This is a genomic window from Dehalogenimonas sp. 4OHTPN (assembly GCF_040448695.1).
GTDB lineage: Bacteria > Chloroflexota > Dehalococcoidia > Dehalococcoidales > Dehalococcoidaceae > Dehalogenimonas.
The window spans coordinates 24,121-47,804 of the sequence record NZ_CP159307.1 but is presented as its reverse complement, the minus strand read 5'-3'; the positions used below and the strand labels follow the sequence as shown (position 1 = coordinate 47,804).

The window sequence follows — 23,684 nt, the reverse complement described above, 5'->3', positions numbered from 1 at the left end:
CGCTATTCCCCAAATCCCCGACCGATGATCTGTCAGATTCCACCAGGCCACCGGAGAATTCTAGCGAGCATTTTGCCGTGAATGATACTCCATGGTAGTATCATTTATCTGACAACCTATATTGATCACACTGCCGAAACCGGCCGGCGATACGGTTATGCAGCTGAAAAGGATCTGTTGCTCGGCCGGCTGAAGAAGATCCAGGGCCAGGCCCACGGTATTGAGAAGATGATTGCCGGGGGCCGCTACTGCATGGATATTGTGCAGCAGCTCACCGCTCTCTCGGACGGCGGCCGAGGAGCTGTCGCTCAAGCTGTTGGAGAGCCACATCAAGGGTTGCGTCGCCGGGACCATCCGTTCCGATGCCGAGAGCGGCTAAGCGTATATCAGGGAACTTATGAAAGCCATCCGCAAGTCGGTAAAACGTTAAAGGAGGCCGAAAATGGCTGCTACTGATAAAGAAACCCTTTCGGTAAAAGGCATGTCTTGCGGCGGCTGCGTCCGCCACGTGGAGATAGCACTTAGAAAGGTCGCGGGCGTCTTGTCGGTCGCCGTTGATCTCCAGGCGGGCAAGGTCACCGTCGAGTTCGACCCGGCGCAGACTACCCGTGATGCTCTTCTCAAGTCCGTCACTGCCGCCGGTTACCCGGCATCTTAGATCCCCTTAATCCCCTTTTCAAGGGGGGACTATAGCGGAAACGTAAATGCCAACACCGAGGAAGAAAACATCGCTGGCCCTTTTCATTGGCGGGATGACCTGCGCCGCCTGCGTGCGCCACGTCGAGGGGGCGCTTCAGACCGTCCCCGGCGTTTCTATGGTGACCGTTAATCTGGCCACAAGCCGCGCGGCCGTCGAATACGACCCTTCCCAGGCAACTCTCGCTGATTTAAAGAAGGCTGTCGAGGACATGGGCTACAGTGCCTCACTCGACGTCGACGAGTTGTCCATCACCGGCATGTCCTGCGCCGCCTGCGTCAAGAACATCGAGCGGGTTGTAGCCACCATGCCCGGAGTGTCGAGCGTTGTCGTCAACCTGGCTGCCGGAACCGCCCGCGTCGAATACGCCCCCACGGTCACTCCCCTGCCAGACATCATCACCGCCATCGGCGACATAGGCTACGGCGCCGCCGAGAAAATCGAAGGCCAAGCCGCCCTCGACCGGGAGCAAGGCGCCCGAGCCGAGGAAATCAAAAAACAGAAAAGAAGCCTCATCATCGCTGGAACTCTGGGTCTGATCGTCATGCTGGGCATGTTCCAGCCCTACTGGATCCTCGCTGATTTCGTGCCGGCCTGGATGAACAACAAGGTTTTCCTCTTTTTCCTGACAACGCCCATCGTCTTTGGTCCGGGACGGCAGTTTTTCGTCAATTCCTGGAACGGCTTGAAGCGCGGTCTGACCGACATGAACCTGCTGTATGCCACCGGCATCGGCGCGGCGTATCTCATCGCCGTCATCAACACCTTCTTCCCGGACACCGGCTTCGGCGGTCACGACGCCACCTTCTATGAGGCCGCTGCCCTTCTAACCGTCTTCATCATCCTCGGCAGGTATCTTGAAGCGGTCACCCGGGGCCGGACCTCGGAGTCCATCCGCCACCTGATGAAGCTGCAACCGAAGCTGGCCCGCGTCATCCGTGAAGGCATCGAGTCCGAGATAACCGCCGAAGCCGTCCTCGTCGGCGATATCGTGGCGGTGAGACCAGGAGAGGTCATAGCCGTCGACGGCGTGGTCACCGAGGGGTACTCGGCGGTTGACCAGGCGATGGTCACCGGCGAAAGCATCCCGGTGGAGAAGAAGTCCGGCGACGAGATTTTGGGCGGCACGCTGAACAAGACGGGCGCCTTCCGCTTCCGGGCGACCCGTGTCGGACGAGAGACAGCGCTTGGGCAGATCATCAGGCTCGTCGAAGAAGCCCAGACGACCAAAGCTCCCATCCAGAAACTGGCCGACAGGGTTGCCGGGCAGTTCATCGCCGGGGTGCATGCCATAGCGCTCATTGTCTTCGTGTTCTGGTTCTTCATCGGCTTCGAGGCGTGGTTTACGCCTGATACCCGGCTGATACTCACGCCGTATGTCCTCACCGGCCTTGGGGTCTTCGGGTTTGCGCTTTTAACTTCGGTGACGGTGCTGATCATCTCCTGCCCCTGCGCCCTGGGTCTGGCGACGCCTTCGGCGGTCATGGCCGGCAGCGGCAAGGGGGCCGAGTACGGCGTGCTCTTCAAGGGCGCCGACGCCATGGAGGCGACGGCGAGGCTCGACGCGGTAGTATTTGACAAGACGGGCACGCTGACTAAAGGCGAGCCCTCGGTCACGGATGTCATCGGTCTCGAAAACGAAAGGAACGATATACTGCGGCTGGCGGCTATTGCCGAAAAACACTCGGAGCACCCGCTGGGCGAAGCCATCGTCAGGGCGTACCGGGAGAAGTTCGGCGAACCCGATGACGCTGAATCGTTCGAGGCGGTGCCCGGCCACGGCATCATCGCCAGCATCGAAGACAAGTTTATCCTGCTGGGCAACCGGAGACTGATGGCGACTAACGGCGTCAATATTGAGGCGCTCGAATCCGAGGCGGCAAGGCTCGAATCCGAGGGCAAAACTGCTATGTTCGCCGCAGCGGACGGGAAGCTTTTGGGCATCGTCGCCGTGGCCGACACGCTCAAGGCCACCGCCGCCCGGGCAGTGGCCGAACTGAAGAAGATGGGACTCAAGGTATTCATGATAACCGGCGACAACACTCGCACCGCCGCCGCCGTCGGCAGGCAGGCCGGCATCGAAGACGTTCTGGCCGAGGTGCTGCCCCAGGATAAAGCGTCGGAGGTAAAGAAGCTCCAATCGCAAGGGCTCAAGACGGCAATGGTCGGCGACGGCATCAACGACGCGCCCGCCCTCGCCCAGGCCGATGTCGGCATCGCCATCGGCAGCGGCACCGATGTCGCTAAAGAAACGGGCAACGTCATCCTGGTGAGGAACGACCCGCTCGACGCCGTCGCCGCCGTGCAGGTGGGGCGTAAAACGCTTGGACTCATCAAGCAGAACCTGTTCTGGGCCTTCGGGTACAACACGCTGGCTATACCCATCGGCATGGGAGTGCTGTATCCCTTCACCCACCAGATGGTTTCACCCGAACTGGCGGCGCTGTTAATGGCCACCAGTTCGCTCTCGGTGACTTTGAATACGCTAAGGATGCGGAGTTTCGTGCCGGCCGTACGCCGGGAGAAGGCAGCGGCATGAAGGCTTCTGTCATCTATACCGGCCTGTCGCTCATCGCTGCGGCGCTGTTCCTGCTGGCCACGCTCTTCGGCGAGTACACCGCCGTCGAGCGCATCGGCGGGGCGGTGTGGGTGTTTATGCTTTCGATGATCATCCTGATGCCCGCGGTCACCAGCGCGGTCAAGAAGCGCTCCGGCGGCTAAGCCAAAGGCGAAAAAGCAAAGCGCCGGCGCCGGGTCAAGGACGGGGTGATTTGGTACAAGTGTGCTATATCTATTCACGCCGGGTATTATAGCACAAAGGTTCCTGTGGATTGTCAAGCGAGTGTTGTCGTTTTTGGCGACGTGTGGAAAATATATTTTTGGGGCAGGGGCGGCTGTCCGCGATTAACGAGGCCGCTGGGACGGAAGGAAACAGTGGGGAAGTGGGATCATCCCACTTTGCGCTATTGCCCACCGGCTCTTGCGCCAGGTCAGCAATGCCTTTTTGGCGGGGTCTCGCTTATTTGTGATGGATTCCCGCCTTCGCGGGAATGACAAGGGGTGGCGGGGGGGGGGGGGGGGGGGAGTGACGGGCACGGCGTGCTGTGCCGCTACAGCTTGGAAATGTGGCAGGCGGCGAGAGTCAGTGGATTCCACGCTTTCGCGTGGAATGACCTCAGGCTTTTTGGGCGGTTAATAAGTTCAACAAACTTGTGAACGAAACCTCGCGCTTCTTGAGAGTCGCTCTGACTTTCTTAATGTAGTTGAAGCGGAAGGGAAAATGGGCTTCGATCCGGCGTACATACTCGCTTGAAAACAATTCCTGGTTGGGGGCGGCGGCACCGATCATCAAGTCAGTGACGCTCATGTGAATTACTTCTTTCAAAGGATCGATACCTGGTGCCGTGAATCCGTCGAGATAGTCCATGACACGCGTTCCGAAGGCAATCGCTCGATTGGTGAGCGATTCCAGGGACGCGGCATTCTTTGCCGCAAGACCAAACAAGGTGACATTACCGCGCTTGCGATCCTGTTTCAGGTCCTGAAGATCATCGACCAGTTGAAGAAAAACGCCCAGGCTGAATATGAACCTCACCTGCCGCGGGGTTAGTCCGTTCTCAGCGACGAGGAAGGCATCCGCGAGCACCGACGTGCCGCCTTTTTCGATAGTTACCGCCAGTACATCATCCAGACGGGGATGCTTCATAGCTTCCAAATCCATACTTTTGGATTGAGCGCGCTGGATGGCAAGCAAGCTATCGTAAACCTGGGGCAGGCGCCCGCGATCTTTTTCAGACTCGATAGTCTCTACCAAGTCAAATATCGCTTTTTCTTTCCGGTTAGAGGGCGCGACATTTTCACCTGCCAGGCGGCGTCCAAACCGACCGTTGAACTCACTCCTGGTCGCCAGCAGGACGGCAGGATTGTCCAGGTAGTTATCGGAATAGGGATACAATAAGCTGTAGGCAACAACTGAGGGCGTCAACTGGCACGGCGACCCTAGCAGCAGTTGCAGGACGTTCATCACGGCGACATTCCGGGAAGCCTGGAAGATCTCGTCATCCGACAGAGAGCGGTGCCCCCGCGCGGTTTGCGAGAATTGAACCAACGACCGGGGAATGCCACGGCCGAGCAGAATCTCCAGTTGAGCGGGAGTCAAATCCATTGAGGACTGCCCAAGGTGGGCGAGCTCGATGAGCATGCGGGTTTCAAGAGCGGCGTAACCGTCTGGGGTCGAGGGGGGATTTCGCAGTTCTTCCAGAGCCTGGCCCAGGAATTGATCCATGTGTGATTCCCGAATTGCATGACCCTCGTCATTAAAAGCAGGACCCAAATCGACCGTCTCCGCCGCCGCCATCCAGGCGCGAGTGAATTCGTCCACCAGCTGTTCGACGGGTGGGTCAATAGCGCTTTTCAATGAATCAGTTGCCACTGCCGATTAAGAAATCTCCCGATGCCGTGAATGTTACCATGCCGGCAAGATGTCTGCTATAGCCTAGGTTTAGATTGAGTTAGGGGCTTGGAACCCGGATTCCTCGCTTTCCCCGCCTTCGCGGGGACGTGGAATGACAAAGAGGTGGTGAACATATAACCCTACAAAATGGAATGTGGTTTTGGGGGGAGATTGGGCGGGCGACCGGCCGGTCGCCCCTACGCGAGGGAATATGGCGGGCGGCGGGGTGTGAAAACGTTGCGGTCGGGTTAGAAACCCGACCCTGCAAGATGGATTCCTCGCCTGCGCATGGAATGGAAAAGGCGGCGAAGCCAATTAGGTTGGCACGGGCTGCCGACTGGCTCCTCGCAATGACAGATAAGAGGACGGGCGTTAATCCTCCGACAGGCTCAGGATGAATAGGTTTAGCGTGGATTCCCGCTTTCGCGGGAATGACAATGAGGGACGCGGCCGACGAGGGATAAGAGTCCTTCCTTCGACAGGTTCAGGATGAACGAAAAAAAGGGGATACAGCCTAACAAGAGATTGCCAAGTCGCTGCGTTCCTCGCAATGACGGCAAAGGAATACAGATTCCCCGCTTTCGCGTGGAATGACAAAAAAGCAGGGGCGACAGGGCGGTAATTTGTAGCGATTGTATTCCGAAAACGGGGCGTCTATAATACGGAAACATCCAATGTCACCCCTCTGGTTCATACTTGCTTTATCAACAACGATAATTTCGGCTTTAGTCAACATCCTGGACAGCCACTTCATGTCGCGGCGGATGCCGGGCACCCGGGCATACATCCTGATCTGCGGCATCTTCATTTTGCCAGCCAGCGTTATCATGCTGATTTTATTCCCCCCGCCGGCGGGCATCGGGCCGGGGCCGATATGGGCGGTGATCATATCGGCAATACTGATGTCCGGGGCATCGGTACTGATTCTCCAGGCGATGAAAAACGTCGATGTCGCCAGAGTGGCGCCGCTGACGGCCACATCACCCGCTTTTGTGGCGGTGCTGGCGACGGTGTTTCTGGGCGAGGACCTGGGGCTGCGCCAGTGGCTGGGCATCGGAGCGGTGGTTGCCGGGGCGGCGGTAATCTCTTTCAGGTGGGACGCGGCCGGCGGCGCGGGCATCAACCGTAAAGCCCTCTTTATGCTCCTGGGGGTGGCCATTCTGGCGGCGGTATCCAGTGTTATCAATAAATATGGACTTGCATACATGTCCTTCTGGACGTACGCAGGGATTGATTTCCTGGTCGCCTCAATTTTGATTCTGGCTTTTTGTCTGAGACGCGAGGTGCTCGGCAGCATCCGGGCGATGGTGAATCGGCGGCAGGCGATCAATCTGACGGTGCTGAATCAGGGGATAGCGACGACGGCTACCATCATGGCCTTCTGGACGATCCAGTTGGGCCCGGTGTCGCTGGCGTCCACGGTGTTCAATTCCAAACCTTTGCTGGTCTTTGCCGCTTCAGCCGCCATCAGCCGCATCGCGCCGGGTTTCATGATCGTCGAGAAGTTGAGCCCGAGGTCAATGGCGATAAAGGCGGCGGGCACCGCCGCCGTGGTGGGCGGATTGGCGGCCATTTTCATCTAGATCCGGCCGCCCGGCAGATGGTTCGCCCGAGCGCGGCGATGAAGGTCAGGTGTTTCGGGCGGTTTTATCCCACCGGGGCTTCTGACAGCTTGGACAAGCCTTCGGTACTTCCCGCTCAGTTTTTTCTCTAGCCGACCTGGCAACTGATTCAGCGGTCTTCCTTTTGGACTGTTCAGCCTTTTTTGCGTTTATATCCTCGGTCATTTAACGTTTTCCCCTCTCGTTTATACCTAAACAATAAGGCTTTGCCTATACCGGGTCAATCAGTAAAAGTACTCATTTTGGCAGCGATTGTTCCGTATCAGGCGCTATTTGTTGTAAAAGGGCCGCGGCTTACCGGCAAACAAGCCCCCGGACGATTTAGGTGAGGGGTGTATATAACCGAACAGGAGATTGCCACGTCGCTGCGTTCCTAGCAATGACAGATCCGAGGACGGTGTTTTATCCTTCGACAGGCTCAGGGCGAACGAGTATTTAACGTGGATTCCCGCCTTCTCGGGAATGACAAGCAGAAGGCTGGGGGCGGGGTGTGGTTCCGAAGCCGAACAAGCATAGATTTGTCGCCAGGCTTCACGCAAGACCAGATAAGCGGTGCTGTCTATTAAGCGCAGCGCGGCGGTTATGCTTCCGTAGATTCCGAAAGAAGGTAACCCTTGCCGGGGCGGGAGAGGACGATCCGGGGAGTGGCCGGATCCGATTCCAGCTTCTGCCGCAGGTTGTGGATGTGGACTCTCAAGCGCTTGACGAAGACCGGGGTTGGAGCTTTGCCGAGGGCTTTAGCAAAAGCTGGGAAGCCAAGGACTTTACCCCTTTCCCGTAGCAACAGGCGCAGAATGACGCTCTCCGAAGAGGTCAAATCAACCGTCCGGCCGCGGTGCGACACTTTACGAAGCGACGCCGAGAATACAAAGTCCGTAAAATCAGCTCTTCTAGATAAAGCGGCGGTCTCAAGCTTATCCAGGGTGTCCGAAAGCCGGTCGTGAACCAAAGTTTTCACCAGGCTCTCCAAAGCCTCCTGCTGGGTTTGTTTCCGGGCGGCAAGGTCGCGGCAGACTGAGACAACAAAAGTCCGTCCGCCGGAGATGAACTGATGAGCGTTCGATTCGATATTGATAAGCTGGCCGTTTTTGGCTACATGCGTCAGTTCAATGATGCAGTGGCCGGTGCGCTGAAGTTCGCTGGCTCTCTTTTTATAGGCGATGAAACTGTCCAGCGTGTTAAGTTTAGTTCCGTCCAACCCCAGGAATTCCTCGTGGGTGAAGCCGTAGCGGGCGCAGGCGGCCTGGTTGACATCCACCAGTTGAACTTTTTCCGTGCCGGGTTCCTTCTCCCAGACGAAAATGGCATCATCAGCCATGTCAAACAGCAGGCGATAGTCCAGGGGCCCAGGCGCCCGTTCCTCAGATAGTTGTTGGTCTTGCTTCAACACTTCGCCGCCTCAGACACGCATTATACCATAAAACTAACGCGGATCATCATAAAATAACCCGTTTCACTAACTCACACGTCATATTAGTTAAGGGAAAAAAATCAGCATAGATACGTAATTAACGGTTGTTAATAGATACGTTGCGGCCTCACATTAAATAAAATAAATCAGCATGGTACTAGTCCTTTAGTACGATGAAACACGGCAGCTTTTCAGATATAAGTTTCCTCCAGTATTAGTATTTTGAATACAAACAATAAGTAATTAAATAATAACAACTAATAACCCGGATCCCAATAAGATTCCACAAGCTAGAGTCGCCGCAGGAGGTGCTGATTTTATCACCTGACGTCGGGAGAGACCGAAAAGCAGCACGATTTCGCAACAAGCAAGAACGAAAAGGAGAACCGCATGTCCATTTTTCACAGCACAGTCAGCCGCCGCGATTTTATGAAGAATCTCGGTTTTGCCGGCGCCGGCCTCGGCGCGGCCAGCCTGGTCAGCCCGGTCTATCATGACGTCGATGAACTGATTTCATCTTCCACCGCTTTACGCAAGCGCGCCTGGTGGGTCAAGGAAGTCGATGAGCCGACAGTCGAGATCGACTGGGGCCTGATGAAGCGGCATCACAGCTACCACAGCACCCAGTCCGGCGCCATCATCGCCCGCTACCTGGGCCTGGCGGAATATACCGCCCTGCTCAACCAGCAAGCCCAGGCCCGCAAAGACCAGATGCTGAACAAGACCCCAGGCCTGACGCTGCGGGACCAGGCGCTCAACAATGCTTCCCGCGGCCTCGGCTTCACCGCCGTTGACACCGATAAATTCGCCGACAAGCGCCTGGCCGCCATCAGCACGCCTGAACAGCTTGGCGTTCCCCGGTGGGAAGGCACCCCGGAAGAAAACCTCAAGATGATGGAAGCGGCGATGGCTCATTTCGGTGCCTCCAACATCGGTACCGCGGCTCTTGAGGGCGACCATCAGAAACTGCTGGCCCTCCACGGGCGCCAGAGCATTGCCCAGACTTACTTCCCCTTCGAGGGCAAGACCACCTGGCCGCCCCCGCCCACCTGGGTTCAGCCGATGAATTTCACCAGTGACTCCAAGTTCTCTTACGACGCTGCCACCCAGATAACCTCTATTCCGTCTCACGGCGTCTACACCCTGTCATACACGGTGCCGCAGTCCCATGAAATGTTCCGCACCACGCCCAACTCCGCCATTTTCAGCGCGGCCAACATCACCCGCTACCGCCTGCGCGAGAATATCCGCGCCTGCACCTCGATGTTCATCCGCGGCCTGGGCTACCAGCACATGAACGATGAGCCCTACGGCGCCATGCCCGGCATCGCCGGCGCTGTACTGACCGGCCTGGTGGAGAACGGCCGGCATACCATCATGAGCATCAGCCCGGAGCACGGCTCCACCGTCGGCCTGTTCGAACTATATTCCGACCTGCCGATGGAGCACACCAAGCCCATTGACGCCGGCATCTGGCGCTTCTGCCAGGACTGCGGCATCTGCGCGGCGCACTGCCCGTCCGAGTCGATCGAGCCCAAGGGCGGCCGCGAGATCTCCTACGAAGCTTATCCTTCACGCATTACCCCCAAGCACCCGGCACTGCCCGGCCTGGGCTTCGATCCCATGGGCGAAGGCGAGGCGGAGTACTACAAGCTGGGCCGCAAGACCTACTGGACCGACGGCATCACCTGCGCCCAGTACCGCGCCCCGCTGTCCAACGGCTGCCAGCTGTGCTTCGGCGTCTGCGTCTTCAACTCCCAGTACGGCGCCCTGGTCCATGACATTGTCCGCGGCACCATCGCCCACACCAGCATCCTGAACGGCTTCTTCGCCGATATGGATACCGTCTTCGGCTTCGGCCTCAAGGAAGGCGAGGCCAAGGAAGAGTGGTGGGATATGTCCCTGCCGTCATACGGCTACTCGACGGCTCTTGGCGCCATGCACGGCGGATACAAATAGGAAGACAGGAGAATAACTGAAATGTGGCTGGTAATTGCACTAATCCTCGGTTTCGGCCTGGCGGCGCTGATCGCCTGGATGCGCTCCAAGGGCGTGAAAATGGCCTGGTACGAGTGGCTGATCGGTATCGCCGGACTGCTGCTGGTGCTCTTTGCCCTCCAGAACTTTGTCGAAGTCCGCAACGAGTTTAACCCGGGTGCGGCCAACAAGTTCCTGATGTTCGTCGGTCTGCCTGGACTCGTCCTGATGGTGATCGCCTGGCAGCTGACCGCCCGCCGGCAGAAAAAAGCTTAATCGCTTCCTGAAAGCACCAATGGCAAGCGGCGGCGCCGGAAGGCGCCGCCGCTTTGGTTTGAAAAATACGGCTCAACGGGATAAATTAAGTCAGCTTGGAATCATGATTCGGGCGGGTGGATTGGATCTTAAGCGGCGCATTTCAATAGCCCACTACGACAACTGGCCTGAACCAGGTCTCTATTACGAAGCGGTGAAAAACGCCTCGCCGCGGTTCCGCGATGAGATTTTCGACATTTACTTCGGCAAGGTGTTCCGCTACAAATACCGCGGGCAAGAGGTCTATGACAGCTATGCCCGCCAGCATGACATAGCCTACGGCAACGTGATGGGGGTCGAAGCCTCCGACACCCAGATCGACAATCTTTTCCGCATCCAGCGGGAATTCGGCATCGAAATCTCGCTCACCATCAACCAGCTCAACATCCCGGTGGAGATGTTTTACAGCTCTGACAGCCGAGTGGCCGGCGCCTTTCTGGACTGGCTGGGCGCTTTCTACCACCGGGGGCTGCGGAACTGCACCCTGGCCAACAATCACCTGATGCGGACAGGCCTGTTGCAGCGGCGGTTCCCTGGGATGAAATGGAAAAACACGGTCAACCAGCAGGTTTCCAGCGCCCAGCAGGTGCTTGACTACCTCTACCTGGGATACGATGTCATCCAGCTTGACCGGTCGCTCAACCGCAATATAGACGAACTCAAGAGGGTGAAGGATGCTGTCGAGGGATACAGGTCGAAGCATCCCGGCAGGGACGTTAAGACCAGCCTCCTGGTGTGGGAGGACTGCCTGCCGTCCTGCCCGTTCAAGCGCGAGCATGACGACCTGCAGATTTACCTGCGCCAGGTAAACTACTGGGACAGCGATCTGGGAGCGCTGACCTGCCGCCGGTGGACCGATCAGCAGGGCGGGGCAATGCTGCCCCGGTTCGGCGCCAATTGCTACTGGACCGGCGTCGAGACCTTCGCCGAATATGCCGGTCTGGTGGATATCTTCAAATACAGCGGGCGGCTTTCCAAATTCAAGCCGCAGGGCGCCGGCGAGATCCGCTTCGGGTGGCGGTCAATGGAAAGAGCCGGCGGCGGATTTTTCATGTCATCGTACGGCGAAATTGTCGAAAACGGCCTTGAACCGCTGCATCTCTGGGTGTTCGCGCCGTCATGTTCGTCCGAGGTAAAAACCGATGTCACCGAGATCAAACAGGCGCTTGCCAAGGACGTCTGGATGAAGCCTGAGGCCCGGAAGCTGGAATTGGCGCTGCGGAACTGCCGGAACCAGTGCTACCGCTGCCACCTGTGCGAGCGGACCTTCGGATTCCCTGATGTGGATTCGGCGATCGAGTTGTAAACGATGGCCGGCGCATGGCCTGAGGATAGTCGGATGAGATTGCCGGCACTTGCCGCACGAGGCAAGTCCTCGCCAAGACACAAAAAATCGCCTATAATCTTGCCGATGCCTGACATGTCGATCGAACTGCTGCCGGGCTTGAAGCTCCGGAACCCGGTCATCGCCGCCTCCGGCACGGCGGGCTACGGCGACGAGCCTTCCAGGCTGTATGACATCGCCGAACTCGGGGCATTCGCCTGCAAGGGCACCACGCTGAAGCCCCGGGCCGGCAATCCACAGCCCCGCATCATGGAGACACAGGACGGGCTTTTAAACGCCATCGGGCTGCAGAACCCGGGCGCGGATGCCGTTATCCAAAAATATGCCCCGATGTGGGCAGCGTGGCCGACGCCGGCGATAGTCAACATCGCCGGCGAATGCATCGGCGACTATGCCGAGATCGCGGCGAAGCTGGACAAAGTACCGGGCATCGCGGCGCTTGAAGTCAACATTTCCTGCCCCAACGTAGCCGCCGGCTGCCTGGAGTTCGGCGCCACCCCTGAGGGGGCGGCGGCGGTGACCGCCGCGGTGAAAGCGGCGGCGTCTTTACCGGTCATCGTCAAGCTGACCCCTAACACCGCAGACATCGCCGCCCTGGCCCAGGCGGTGGAGGGCGCCGGCGCCGACGCGATTTCTCTCATCAACACCGTCCGCGGTTTGGCCATCGATATCAATAAACGGAAGCCGATTCTGGGCAATACAACTGGCGGACTGTCCGGCCCGGCGATCAAACCAATCGCTCTGGCGATGGTGTGGCGGGCGGCGGGGGCAGTCAAAATCCCGGTCATCGGCGGCGGCGGCATCGCCACGGCGGAAGACGCGCTGGAATTCCTGATGGCCGGGGCATCGGCGGTCGAAATCGGCACGGCGGCGCTGGTCAATCCGACGGTGTTCACGGGGATCATTAAGGGAATCGAAAAATACATGCTAAAATTTAATTTAGCCGGTCTGAGAGACCTGATCGGGGCGGCGCGGAAGTAAACACCGCGCCCGGAGAGCCGGGAGGTTCGTCTGGGACCGTAAAGACGCCGCGAGCCTGCCAGGGCAGACGCTCGCAAGCACAATAGAAGGAGGCTGCCATGTCAAGGGTCATCCATTTTGAAATTCCGGCGGTCAAACCGGAGCGGGCGGTTGAATTTTATAAGAAAGCCTTCGGCTGGAAAATCGAGAAATGGGCCGGGCCGATGGATTACTGGAACATCACCACCGGCGGCGCCAAGGAGCCGGGCATTGACGGGGCGATTATGAGCGTTGACGGGGCGATCAAGCAGGTGGTCAACACCATCGGCGTTGAAAACCTGGCGGCGGCGGCCAAGAAAATTATCGCCGCCGGCGGTAAACGTATCTCCCCCGACCAGGCGGTGCCAGGTATCGGGTACTTCGCTTACTTCGCCGACACCGAAGGCAATCCCTTCGGCCTGATGCAGAACGACCCCAACGCCAAATAAGACATGCAGTCTCGCCCCGTCGCGCCGCCGGTTACCGACGCCCCGGCGCGCCGGGCGGCACTGGCCGCGGCGCTGCTGGCGTCGTTCCTGACGCCGTTCATGGGCTCTTCGGTCAACATCGCGCTGCCGCCGATCGGCCGCGAGTTCTCCCTCGATGCGGTGACTCTGGGATGGGTGGCCACGGCTTACATCCTGGCGGCGGCGGTATTCCTGCTGCCCTTCGGGCGGCTGGCTGACATCACCGGCAGGCGGAAAATCTTCACCTCCGGGCTGGGCGCCTACGCGGCGGCATCCCTCGGGGCGGCGCTGGTCCAGAACGGCGGCCAACTCATCGTCTTGCGGCTGCTCCAGGGCGTTTCCGGGGCCATGCTGTTCGGCACCGGCGTGGCTATACTGACTTCAGTTTTCCCGCCGGCCCAGCGGGGCCGGGTCCTGGGCTGGAACGCCGCGGCGGTATACATTGGACTATCGCTGGGACCAACCGCGGGCGGCCTGATCACCGAGGCTTTTGGCTGGCGCTTCATTTTCATTTTAAACGCCGCCCTGGCGGCAGCGGCTTTCCTGGCGGTTTCCCGCAGTCTCAAGTTCGATTTCCGGGAAGCGGCAGGCGAGGGTTTCGACATGAAAGGCGCCGTTATCTACGGGCTGGCTCTGTCAGCGGTGATAGCCGGGTTTTCCGAGATGCCGGATGCCGCCGGGGTCATCCTGGTTGTCCTGGGCGGGGTCGGGCTGGGAATGTTCGTCCTGATTGAAACCCGGACAAAGCACCCGCTGCTCCAGGTGAGCCTTTTCCGGGGCAACCCGGTCTTTATTTATTCCAACGCGGCGGCGCTAATCAATTACTCCGCGACTTTCGCCGTTGGCTTCCTGCTTTCGCTCTACCTCCAGTTTGCCAAGGGTTTCAGCCCGGCGGGGGCGGGACTGGTCCTGGTGGCCCAGCCTGTTTTGATGGCGCTTATCTCGCCGTTCGCCGGTAGGCTGGCTGACCGGCTGGAACCCAGGCTGATTGCCTCGGGCGGTATGGCGCTGTCGGCTGCCGGCCTGCTGATGCTGGCTTTCATCGGGCGGGATACGCCGCTGGTTTATCTAATGACGGCGCTGGTGGTCATCGGCTCCGGATTCGGCTTTTTCTCGTCGCCCAACACCTCGGCGGTCATGGGCGCGGTGGAGAGAAAATGCTACGGGGTCGCCGCCTCGACGCTCGGCACCATGCGCCTGGTAGGGCAGATGCTGTCGCTGGGTTTGGCTATGCTGCTCTTTGCCCTGATTATCGGGCGGGTGCCTATCTCGGCGGCGGTGCTGCCTGAATTCATCGACAGCCTCAGAGCGTCCTTCGCGCTGTTTGCCGCCCTCAGCCTGGCCGGAGTCGGTGCTTCACTGGCGCGCAACCGCGTCGCCGGCGCAGCCTAAAACATCCACCCGGATTTCTCTGTTTTCAAATTAATGTATTGACGCCGGCGGCAGCCACGATTACAATGCCGATGTGAAGAATCGTAACTTCCAACGCGCCGCCCCGGCGTTCCTGCTTGCCCTAGCGCTGGCGGTTCTGGCCAGCGGCGCCGCGTCAGCCGCCGACGCGGCGTGGTCGGCGCTGCCGATGCCCCGGTCGGGCGTTGCCGGAGGCTGGACGCTGACCCCTGGTTCCGATGTCGGGGCGCTGGCCGCCGACAGTCAGGGCAGGCTGCTGGTCTGGCTGTCCGGCGCCGACGGAGGGCTGTTCCACCAGGCGGCGGGCGGCGGTTTCGGTAAGCTGTATTCATCGCCGGCTGAGGCTGTTGCCCTGGGTACGGCTTCTGACGGCCGATTCTATTACGCGACATCCGTTGCCGTTTACCGCTCCGAAGACGGCGGCCAAAATTTCATCACCCTCCCCTCCAATCCCGGAGGAGCCGGCGCCGGGAACCGGCGCATCACTGGCATGGAGGTTATCTCCGGAGGGTCTGGCAATGCCGTTGCGGTATCGGTCGCCGACAGCGACGCTGGGGAGTGGGGCGGCGTTTATGTTTTCAACGAGGCTGATTTCTTCTCCGGGTGGCGGGATATCTCACCCGGAGCGTCCGACGTGCTGCATATCATGCGGTCGCCAAGTTATGCCGCGGACGGCGCGTTGCTGGCCTTGGCGGTCGGTGCCGCCGGGACATCAGTCATAGGATACAGCGGCGGCGGCTGGTCGGCCATCGCCGGGGCGGAACTGCGGCACGGCTCAAACCCGGTTTTTGCCGCCGAGGGCCGGATTGCGGCGACCCCCGACTATAACCTCTCAAGCGGCGCCGGGCAATTGTACGCCGCCGTCTCGAACGGCGCCGGGGGCGGCGGGGTCTGGGCGGCTTTCCTGCAGCGGGCGCCTGGTTCTTCGCCTTCCGCCGAACTCGGCTTGAGCGGGGATTTCGCCAGCATCGCTGCTTCCGGCGCCGCGCCAATCTATACTGTGGTAGTTGGGGCGGCGGCTTCCGGTCACTTGTTTTGCAGTTCAAACGGCGGCAGCGGCTGGGCGCAGGAAGCCGCCGGCGGCGACCGGATTAATTCAATTATGGCATCCGGCGGTAAATATTACGCGGCGACCGCCGGCAGCGGCAGCGCTCTGTGCGCCGCCGACACTAACGGCCGGAACTGGGGACAGGCGGCTTTCATCGACGGGGCCATTTCCGCGGTGGTTGATCTGGCGGTATCGCCGTCCGACGGGGCGGTCTACCTGCTCAGTTTCAATAGCTCCGGGTCATCCCACGACCTGTGGCGGAGCGCCGACCTGGGCGCCAGCTGGCGTCACCTGCTGGGGACAGGGGATTACGGGCTGGGCGGCATCGAACGCATGGCGGTCGCCGGCGACGGCACCATTTTCATCGCCGGGCCGACAGCCGCCGGGCCGGTGCTTTTGGAATCTAAAAACTCCGGCTTGAGCTTCAGCGCCGCCGCCCTGCCGCAAGCGGTGGATTCAACCGCCGGTTTTGCCGCCGCCGACGCGGCGAACCTGTTTTACGCTTCCCTCGATTCCTTCGCCCGGGTCTGGCGCCGGACCGCCTCAGGCGGATTTGAAAGCGCCGTCGCCGGAGCCGCGGCAATCAATGCCATCGAAATTTCACCGTCGTTCGACCAAGACCGGACACTGGTCGCCGGGGCTTCGGACGGCAATATTTTTCTGTCCACCGACGGCGGAGCCTCCTTCGGCGCCCTGCCCCGGCCGGCCATCTCCGGAGACATTTATCTGGCTTTCGCTCCCGATTTTTCCACCAGCCGGCGCATCTATTCGGCTTCTCGCGACGCCGGCGCCGGGATCTGGCAGCTGACGCTTGGGGAAAGCGGCTGGAGCCGCATCGACAGCGGACTGCCGTCCGGCTTCATGGTTTCCGGGCTGTCGGTTTCCCCTGCCGGGGTCATTTACGCCGCGAGCGCCAACCAGGTTACCAGTTCCGCCGGCGGGCTGGCCCGGAAATCGCCGGACTACGCCGCTTGGGACAGTGCCCGCAGCGGCCTGCCAGCCGGGGTTACCCTGTGGGGAATGGAAATGAGCGGCGATGTCATGTTCAGCCTGGACACGGCCAACAGCGTCATTGTGACGTTCACCGACACTTTAGCGGCCCCCGTCCAGCTGGTGTCGCCGCCCGATAAAGCTCCCGGGCTGGGGATTTTCGGGACCGGCGCCGTCGGCGGCATCGACCTGACCTGGCGTAATCCCGGCGGCGCAGCGCTCTACGAATGGCAGGTCAGTGACAGGGCGGACATGTCCAGCCCACGTTTTTCAGGCACCAGCCCGACCGAAAGCATCCGGCTGAGCAACCTCGATGCCGGCGCGGCCTATTACTGGAGAGTCAGAGTAACCTTGCCGCTGCCCGGGCCGTGGTCGGCGGTGCGCAGTTTTACCGCGGCGCTGGGCGGAGTCACCCTCCTGGCGCCCGGTCCGGGTGCCGGCGGCGTGGCTCAAAGACCGGTGTTCCAGTGGACCCAAACCGCCGCGGCGACGGGATACCAGCTGGTAATTGCCGCCGACGCAGGTTTTACCAGCAGTCCGGCTGAATATTCCATTGCCGGCAACGCCTGGCAGCCGGTTACTGAGCTGGGCGCCGGAATGACCTATTTCTGGAAGGTACGCGCATTGGGACCGAATACCTTCTCCGCCTGGAGCGGCACGGCGGCTTTCACCACCGCCGCGGCGGCCACCCCGTCGCAACCGCCCCCGGGGACAACCCAGGAGCCGATCGTCACGACACAGGTGATCGTGCAAACGGCAGTACCGGAATGGGTGACCTACGCGGTTATCGGCTTTGGGGGGCTGACGGTGGTGCTGCTGATCGTGGTTATCGCGACAGTTAGGTCGCGGCCGAAGTTTTTCTAGCCGGGAAGAAACGGACGCCGGGGTTCAGCCCGAGCAACGACGGAGTCATCGGGAACGGATCAGACCGCAGCTTCCAGTAACACTACCTGGGTGGGCAGCGGCAGATTGCCCCGGCTGACGTTCAATTTGGGCTGGGGCGTGACGCCGGCGACACCCATTTCCCCCAGGAAGCGCTCCACCGGTTCCAGTTCACGGTTGATCTGCGGCATGCTGTAATGCATGGGTATCACGATGGCCGGCTCTATCTGGCGCACCAGCCGCGCGGCGTTGGCGGCGTTAAGCGCGCTCATATCGCCTACCGGCACCAGCAAAATATCAACTTTGCCAAGTTCTTCAACCCGGCTTTCAGAGAGCATTTCACCTAAATCGCCGAGGTGGCAGACCACCAGGTCGTCCATAGAGATGACGAAGATGGTGTTTTTGCCCCGGATGATGCCTTTTTCTGAATCATGGAACGACGGCACGCCGATCAAGATGGCGTCGCCGATTTCATATTCTCCCGGACGGGAGACTACCCGAAAATCCCCTGAAACGCCCGAGGTAAAGTTATGGCCGTTGTGCTGGTGGCTGACGGTGACGATGCTGGCTGTTTGCTTGCCGAGGGCGCCGAGTTCCGGGGCGAAAGGATCGGTAATGACGGCGGTATTTTTGCCTTTAAGGCGGAAACAGGAATGGCCGAAATACTTAATTTCCATGGCGCGATTATAGCAGAAGCGGCGGGCTGGGGGCGAACACAAAATGACGGAAAACTAATAATCAGAAACTATAAGTCATCCGTGTGAGTCTCGTCGAATGCGATCATGAATCACCTCTCAAATCAATTATGGAAGGTACACTGCTACCAATTTTACTCAGTTGTGACGGGCTTACAATTCCCCGCTGGCTACAAAAATCATCGATGGACAAATACAGTTCACCGTGTAAAAAGTCAATGAAGTAGATAAACCCCTGGCCGTTTATTTCGACTAATACCTGAGCAAGTTTTTCATGAACCAATATAGTCCATGTCTTCTTTTCGGCATCAAACAAAGTCGTGGTTTTTGCGTAGGCGATTGAAATCCTTGATATTTTCGCCCCATTTTCTAAAAGAGCTAAGAGCGGGTCTGCGGTCTTGGCAAATTCTTCAACTTTCCCCTTTTCATCTTGGGTTAGAGCCAGTGGACTCTCCTCCTCATAGTAAGTGCTGTAGTTTTCAGAAGTAATAAGCGGGAAGAATCCATATCCCAAATAGGGGGTCCCTGGATTCATTCCGACGACATGGCCGTTTTCATCAATTAACAAAGAAAAATTTCGGCCGCTAGATGTGGTTATTATTACCTCGGCGGAATATTCAAATGATCCCGTGATTACAACATGGGCGATTCCTTCCCCCATAAGTGCAGCTTTGACGGTTGCATCTTCTATTACCGCCGCCATGATGTGGTCAGCATTTAAGAGCGAGTCTGTTATAGGAGGTTTACCTAACAGCCCGGCAGTCATGAAACCTGCTATTCCGATTAAAGAGCCAATTGCAATCAGTCTTAGAGGTAGGATTTTCATTTGGCCACCCCCACCGATAGCTTGGTGAGATTCAATTAAAACTTGCCGTAATGCTATACGCTGATCGTTGAGGTCAATTTCTGGGAATTCAAGATGTTCAAGTTTACTGATCAGGTCGCCTTCGTTCATTTTCATAAACCTCTTATCGCTCATGTCAATACCTCCCTCAACTTTCCCAGCCCCCTGCGCAACAATGATTTAACTGTGTTCTCCGGCTTGCCGAGGATTGCCGCAATATCCTCGATGGTTTTATCCTCAAAGTAACGCAGGGCAATTACTTCTTGATATTTTTGGGGTAATTTCATTACATATTGGTGGACTAGAAGGAAATCATCACATCTTTGGAATTCATCCTTAACCGAGAGATCATCGACGATAGCGACATCAGGGATTAAAGAACTCTGGTAGTGCGAGTTGCGGCGAAAGCAGTTTGCCACTTCGTTGGAGGCAATTCGGTAGAGCCATGCCGAAAAGGGGATTTTACGCCAGTGGAATGAATTGATGCTCTTGAGTGCTTTGAAAAAGACTTCCGAGGTGACGTCCTGGGCATGCTGTAGGTTGGCAGTGCGTCTGAGGGCGTAGCCGAATATTTTACGATAATACTCATCATACAGTGCTCCAAAGGCTGCGGCGTCAGTCTTGGCGAGCTCTACGAGAGATTTTTCTTCTTCGATATTCATGATTCCATAGTATAACGGGGGTGTGATCAAAAATGTTGCATATCATGACAGATTTTATCAGGGCAGTGTGCTCAATTACGCTTGATTGAGGCGAACTTCGTTAAGATTGGGCTGGTATAACCTTGACAAAAACATCTTAAAAGTGCTAAATTACGTTTGTTAGCAATCAAGGCATTAGACTGCTAACAGGTACGGAACAATGCTGAATTCAAGGTCTGAAACCATACTTTCGAGCATCATCCGGCAGTACATCGAAAGAGCCGTGCCGGTTTCTTCGGCGGCGGTCATCTCCGAGTGCGGCCTGGATGTTTGCTCTGCTACGGTGCGCAACGAGATGGTGCGGCTGGAGGAGGAAGGCTATATCCTGAAGCCCCACCATTCGGCGGGCAGCGTTCCTTCCGATAAGGGCTACCGCTATTACGTCGAGAGCATCAAGCACGCCCAGATGTCGCTGACCGACCAACTGCTGATAAACCACCTTTTCCACCAGGTGGAGAAGGAGATGGAGAACTGGCTGTCGCTGGCGGCGGGCCTGGTCTCCCAGCGGGTGCACAATGTGGCGGTGGTGACCCAGCCCAAGCAGACGGCCAGTAAATACCATCACCTGGAACTGGTGACGCTGCAGGAAAATCTGGCGCTGGCGGTTTTAATCCTGCGGGGGGCGCGGGTGCGGCAGCAACTGGTGAGTTTCGGCAACGCGGTGGGGCAATTTGAACTGACCGCCACCTCCCAGCGGCTGAACCAGGCTTTCGACGGCCTGACGCGGACGCAGGTCGAAAAAAGCAACGTATTGCTTTCGGATACGGAGAAGAAAGTCCATTCGGCAGTGCTGAAGATGATGCAGGCCGAGGACGAGCAGCGCAACGAAGAGCCATATCTCGATGGTTTGAACTACCTGCTGGAGCAGCCGGAGTTTGCCCGGAGCCAGCGCGCCCACTCCCTGATGGAACTGGTGGAGAAACGCCAGCTCGGGCGGATGCTGGGCGAAGAGGAATTCGAGGCCCATGAGATCAAGGTATACATCGGCCAGGAAAACCGGGAGCAGAGTATCAGGGACTTTTCGGTGGTGTTGGGCAGCTACGGATTACCCAACGAAGCCCGGGGAACGCTGGGAGTTATCGGCCCGACCCGGATGAATTATGAAAAAACCATCGCGGCGGTGCGGTACCTGTCGCTGGTGATGAGCGCCCTGGTGGCGGAGCTTTACGGGCGGGAACCCGAGCCGGGGAGCGGCGGTTAGAGGAAAACGCCAGATATCTGCCGCCGGCAACCCAAGATAAGATTTTCTAGAGGTTTGACATGACGCCTGACAACAACAATGAAGAAATCATGGAGGGTGATTTTGACGCCCTGCGCGGCGCGCTGGAACAGGAAAAATCCCGCGCCGAGGATAATTTGAACAATTTGAAACGCGCCCAGGCCGACTTCATCAACTACAAGCGCCGGGCTGAAACTGAGAAAGCCGAGGCGGTGGGCCTGGGCAAAAGCCTGGCCTTCCTCTCTATTCTGCCGGTACTGGATGATTTCTCCCGGGCGCTGGATGCCGTGCCGGAACACGCCGCAGGAGAACCCTGGCTGCAAGGGATGGTGCAGATCGAACGTAAATTCCGCCAGATACTGTCCCGCGAGGGCGTGGAGGCGATGAAAACGGTCGGCGAGCGGTTTGATCCCGGCCTGCACGAGGCCGTCCTCAGATGCGCCGGCGAGGAAGGCATCATCGTCGAGGAATTGCAGGCGGGCTACACCTATAAGGACAGGGTGCTGCGGCCGGCGCAGGTCAAGGTGTCCTGCGAGGATATCGAAGAATAGTCACTTTGAACTGGCGAAAAAGCAAAATATAATCTAATTGTAAATTAAGGAGGAAACCGCAAAACATGGGTAAAGTAGTCGGCATCGATCTGGGCACAACCAATTCCGAGGTCGCCGTGATTCAGGGCGGCGAACCGGTGGTCATTCCTTCAGCCGAGGGCGGCACGCTGGTGCCTTCGGTAGTCGCTGTGAATAAAAACGGCGAACGGCTGGTGGGGCGGCAGGCCAAGAACCAGTCAGTACTCAATCCCGAGAACACCATCTATTCCATCAAGCGCTTCATGGGCCGCAAATGGGGCGAACCCGCCGGCCGTGAACTCCCGGTGGAGGAGGATGCCCGCCGCAAGCCTTATAAGGTCGTCAAGGGCGCCAACAACGAGGTTAAAGTGCTCCTGGGGGGCAAAGAGTACTCACCGCCGGAAGTTTCGGCGATGATCCTCCAGAAACTCAAGACCGACGCCGAGGCCTTCCTGGGCGAACCGGTGACCGAGGCGGTCATCACCGTCCCGGCCTATTTCAATGACGCCCAACGGCAGGCGACCAAAGACGCCGGCCAGATCGCCGGGCTCAAGGTGCTGCGTATCGTCAACGAGCCGACGGCCGCGGCGCTGGCTTACGGCCTGGATAAAAAGCATGAGGAAACGGTGGCGGTCTATGACCTGGGCGGCGGCACGTTTGATGTTTCCATTCTGGAACTTGGCGAGGGCACCTTCCAGGTGAAGTCCACCAATGGCGACACCCATTTAGGCGGCGACGACTTTGATCAGAAGATCATTGACTGGCTGGTCGCTGAGTATAAAAAAGATCAGGGCATTGACCTGTCCAAGGATAAGACAGCCATGCAGCGGCTCAAGGAGGCGGCGGAGAAGGCCAAGATCGAATTGTCCACCGTGGCTCAGACGGAGGTCAACCTGCCGTTCATCACCGCCGACGCCTCCGGTCCGAAGCATCTTAACATAACACTAACCCGCTCCAAGCTTGAGCAGCTGGTGATGGACCTGGTCGAGAAGACCATCGCCCCCTGCCGCCAGGCACTGACCGACGCCGGCAAGACCACTGCCCAGATCGACGAAGTGATCCTGGTTGGCGGCCAGACGCGCATGCCTCTGGTCCGGGCCAAGGTCAAAGAGTTTTTCGGCCGGGAACCCAACATGAGCGTCAACCCGGACGAGGTGGTGGCTATCGGCGCCGCCATTCAGGCCGGCGTCATTAAAGGTGAAGTTTCCGACGTGCTGCTGCTCGATGTCACCCCGCTGACTCTTGGCATCGAGACGCTGGGCGGCGTAGCGACGCCACTCATTACCCGCAACACCACCATCCCGACCAGCAAGAGCCAGGTCTTCTCCACCGCCGCCGACAACCAGCCGAGCGTGGAAATCCACGTGCTCCAGGGCGAGCGCCCGATGGCGGGCGACAACCGGACGCTGGGCCGGTTCATGCTGGACGGCATCCTACCGGCGCCGCGCGGACTGCCTCAGATTGAGGTCACCTTCGATATAGACGCCAACGGCATCCTGTCGGTTAAAGCTCAGGACAAGGGCACCGGCAAAGAACAGAAGATCACCATCACCGCTTCCTCGGGCCTGTCCAAGGAAGAGGTTGAAAAAATGCAGAAAGAGGCCGCCGCCCACGCCGCCGAGGACACCGCCCGCAAGGAGCTGGCCGAGGCTAAGAACCAGGGCGACACCCTGGCTTACCAGGCGGAAAAGATGCTGCGGGATAACAAAGACAAAGTCCCGGCCGATCTGAATACCGATATAACCGCCAAGGTTGAAGCGGTGAAGCAGGCGCTTGGTGGTTCCGATGCCGCGGCGATCAAGTCAGCGACGCAGACCCTGTCAGAAGCGATGCAGAAACTTGGCGAGGCGGTCTATAAGGCCCAGCAGCCTCCGCCGGGCGCCCAGCCGCCGCCTCAGGGCGAAGAGGACGGCAAGAAACCCGACGAGGGCACCGTCGAGGGTGAATTCCGCGAAGTCTAACAAGGGGATCGAAGCACGTTGAAGAGGGAGGGGCGAAAGCCCCTCCCTGTCATTTATTACGTTCAAAGAGCCTGGCGAC

At 58.7% G+C, this 23,684-nt stretch carries 18 protein-coding genes and 2 pseudogenes; 15 read left to right on the top strand and 5 right to left on the bottom strand.

The annotated features are described in order from the left end of the window. Positions 1 to 81 precede the first annotated feature (81 nt). The 4 genes and pseudogenes from ABV300_RS00215 to ABV300_RS00200 form a co-directional block, all read left to right on the top strand. Positions 82 to 231, top strand: a pseudogene (locus tag ABV300_RS00215) (hypothetical protein); the annotation flags it as partial. 211 nt (positions 232 to 442) lie between these two features. Then, a complete protein-coding gene (locus tag ABV300_RS00210) occupies positions 443 to 658 on the top strand; it encodes a cation transporter (protein WP_353714575.1) in 216 nt (71 codons plus the stop codon). 46 nt (positions 659 to 704) lie between these two features. Then, entirely contained in the window at positions 705 to 3,236 is a 2,532-nt protein-coding gene (locus ABV300_RS00205) for a heavy metal translocating P-type ATPase (protein WP_353714574.1), read from the top strand. Next, the gene (locus tag ABV300_RS00200; protein ID WP_353714573.1) at positions 3,233 to 3,418 is read left to right on the top strand and encodes a hypothetical protein; all 186 of its coding nucleotides are present in this window, start codon (positions 3,233 to 3,235) and stop codon (positions 3,416 to 3,418) included. Before ABV300_RS00205 ends, ABV300_RS00200 begins: the two co-directional genes overlap by 4 nt. Before the next feature lie 454 nt (positions 3,419 to 3,872). Here the strand turns inward: ABV300_RS00200 and ABV300_RS00195 are convergent, their stop codons facing one another. Beyond that, entirely contained in the window at positions 3,873 to 5,129 is a 1,257-nt protein-coding gene (locus ABV300_RS00195) for a class 1 isoprenoid biosynthesis enzyme (protein ID WP_353714572.1), read from the bottom strand. Between the two features lie 695 nt (positions 5,130 to 5,824). Here ABV300_RS00195 and ABV300_RS00190 point away from each other — a divergent pair. Continuing rightward, positions 5,825 to 6,733, top strand: a complete 909-nt coding sequence (locus ABV300_RS00190; protein WP_353714571.1) for an EamA family transporter — start codon at positions 5,825 to 5,827, stop codon at positions 6,731 to 6,733. A 619-nt stretch (positions 6,734 to 7,352) separates the two neighbouring features. On the opposite strand, the gene ABV300_RS00185 is transcribed toward ABV300_RS00190, so the two are convergent. Then, a complete protein-coding gene (locus tag ABV300_RS00185; RefSeq protein ID WP_353714570.1) occupies positions 7,353 to 8,159 on the bottom strand; it encodes a winged helix-turn-helix domain-containing protein in 807 nt (268 codons plus the stop codon). A gap of 414 nt (positions 8,160 to 8,573) precedes the next feature. On the opposite strand from ABV300_RS00185, the gene ABV300_RS00180 reads away from it, so the two are divergent. From ABV300_RS00180 to ABV300_RS00150, 7 genes are all read left to right on the top strand, one after another. After that, entirely contained in the window at positions 8,574 to 10,142 is a 1,569-nt protein-coding gene (locus tag ABV300_RS00180; protein WP_353714569.1) for a reductive dehalogenase, read from the top strand. A 21-nt stretch (positions 10,143 to 10,163) separates the two neighbouring features. Continuing rightward, the gene (locus ABV300_RS00175; protein WP_353714568.1) at positions 10,164 to 10,436 is read left to right on the top strand and encodes a dehalogenase; all 273 of its coding nucleotides are present in this window, start codon (positions 10,164 to 10,166) and stop codon (positions 10,434 to 10,436) included. 121 nt (positions 10,437 to 10,557) lie between these two features. Next, positions 10,558 to 11,781, top strand: coding sequence for a hypothetical protein (locus ABV300_RS00170; RefSeq protein WP_353714567.1), 1,224 nt, complete (start codon positions 10,558 to 10,560; stop codon positions 11,779 to 11,781). Positions 11,782 to 11,886: 105 nt separating this feature from the next. After that, positions 11,887 to 12,801, top strand: a complete 915-nt coding sequence (locus ABV300_RS00165; protein WP_353714566.1) for a dihydroorotate dehydrogenase — start codon at positions 11,887 to 11,889, stop codon at positions 12,799 to 12,801. A 98-nt stretch (positions 12,802 to 12,899) separates the two neighbouring features. Beyond that, entirely contained in the window at positions 12,900 to 13,268 is a 369-nt protein-coding gene (locus ABV300_RS00160) for a VOC family protein (RefSeq protein ID WP_353714565.1), read from the top strand. 3 nt (positions 13,269 to 13,271) lie between these two features. Continuing rightward, positions 13,272 to 14,678 carry an MFS transporter gene (locus ABV300_RS00155; protein WP_353714564.1) on the top strand — a complete coding sequence of 469 codons (1,407 nt, stop codon included), beginning with the start codon at positions 13,272 to 13,274 and terminating at the stop codon, positions 14,676 to 14,678. A gap of 73 nt (positions 14,679 to 14,751) precedes the next feature. Continuing rightward, on the top strand, positions 14,752 to 17,598 hold the full coding sequence (locus tag ABV300_RS00150; RefSeq protein ID WP_353714563.1) for a WD40 repeat domain-containing protein: 2,847 nt from the start codon (positions 14,752 to 14,754) through the stop codon (positions 17,596 to 17,598). Positions 17,599 to 17,657: 59 nt separating this feature from the next. On the opposite strand, the gene ABV300_RS00145 is transcribed toward ABV300_RS00150, so the two are convergent. From ABV300_RS00145 to ABV300_RS00135, 3 genes are all read right to left on the bottom strand, one after another. Continuing rightward, positions 17,658 to 18,293 carry an MBL fold metallo-hydrolase gene (locus ABV300_RS00145; RefSeq protein ID WP_353714562.1) on the bottom strand — a complete coding sequence of 212 codons (636 nt, stop codon included), beginning with the start codon at positions 18,291 to 18,293 and terminating at the stop codon, positions 17,658 to 17,660. Positions 18,294 to 18,396: 103 nt separating this feature from the next. Continuing rightward, the gene (locus ABV300_RS00140; protein WP_353714561.1) at positions 18,397 to 19,290 is read right to left on the bottom strand and encodes a hypothetical protein; all 894 of its coding nucleotides are present in this window, start codon (positions 19,288 to 19,290) and stop codon (positions 18,397 to 18,399) included. Further along, complete coding sequence (locus ABV300_RS00135) at positions 19,287 to 19,817, bottom strand: sigma-70 family RNA polymerase sigma factor (RefSeq protein ID WP_353714560.1); 531 nt, start codon at positions 19,815 to 19,817, stop codon at positions 19,287 to 19,289. The genes ABV300_RS00140 and ABV300_RS00135 overlap by 4 nt, the downstream gene beginning before the upstream one ends. A 199-nt stretch (positions 19,818 to 20,016) precedes the next feature. Between ABV300_RS00135 and hrcA the strand changes: the two genes are divergently transcribed. The 3 genes and pseudogenes from hrcA to dnaK form a co-directional block, all read left to right on the top strand. Then, a complete protein-coding gene (gene hrcA / locus ABV300_RS00130; RefSeq protein ID WP_353714559.1) occupies positions 20,017 to 21,057 on the top strand; it encodes a heat-inducible transcriptional repressor HrcA in 1,041 nt (346 codons plus the stop codon). 59 nt (positions 21,058 to 21,116) lie between these two features. Then, on the top strand, positions 21,117 to 21,626 hold the full coding sequence (locus ABV300_RS00125; protein WP_353714558.1) for a nucleotide exchange factor GrpE: 510 nt from the start codon (positions 21,117 to 21,119) through the stop codon (positions 21,624 to 21,626). A 62-nt stretch (positions 21,627 to 21,688) separates the two neighbouring features. After that, positions 21,689 to 23,605, top strand: a pseudogene (gene dnaK / locus ABV300_RS00120) (molecular chaperone DnaK); the annotation flags it as partial. Positions 23,606 to 23,684 lie beyond the last annotated feature (79 nt).